The organism is Pseudoalteromonas sp. SIMBA_162 (assembly GCF_046535955.1).
Taxonomy (GTDB): domain Bacteria; phylum Pseudomonadota; class Gammaproteobacteria; order Enterobacterales; family Alteromonadaceae; genus Pseudoalteromonas; species Pseudoalteromonas marina.
In genome coordinates this window covers 1-293 of record NZ_JAWJBQ010000235.1, presented here as the reverse complement: position 1 = coordinate 293, position 293 = coordinate 1, and the positions used below count along the sequence as shown (strand labels likewise).

Below are 293 nucleotides of genomic sequence, written 5' to 3'. Positions count from 1 at the left end.
GAATGACGGTTAGGTAGGCTTCTTTTTTTGTATATACATGAAAAAGGTGGTGGGTAAGTATGGCAAAACTTGGTGAAGTTATGGTTGAAGTCGGTGCTGATATAAAACAGTTTACACAGGCTATGAATGATATTGAAAGCAATACTAGAAGAATCACAGGGAGTATTGGCAGTAACTTCAAGTCACTAGAAAATCTAACAAACCGTTATAACAACGTATCAGCTAAGAATCTGAAAAACCTTCCTGAACACTTAAAACCGTTTGCTACTTCCCTTGATGAAACTAGAAAAAAC

1 protein-coding gene is annotated in these 293 nt (G+C 36.2%); it reads left to right on the top strand.

The annotated features are described in order from the left end of the window. Positions 1 to 59 precede the first annotated feature (59 nt). The coding region (locus R0J88_RS19490) for a hypothetical protein (protein WP_410900796.1) at positions 60 to 293 on the top strand (234 nt) is incomplete at its 3' end.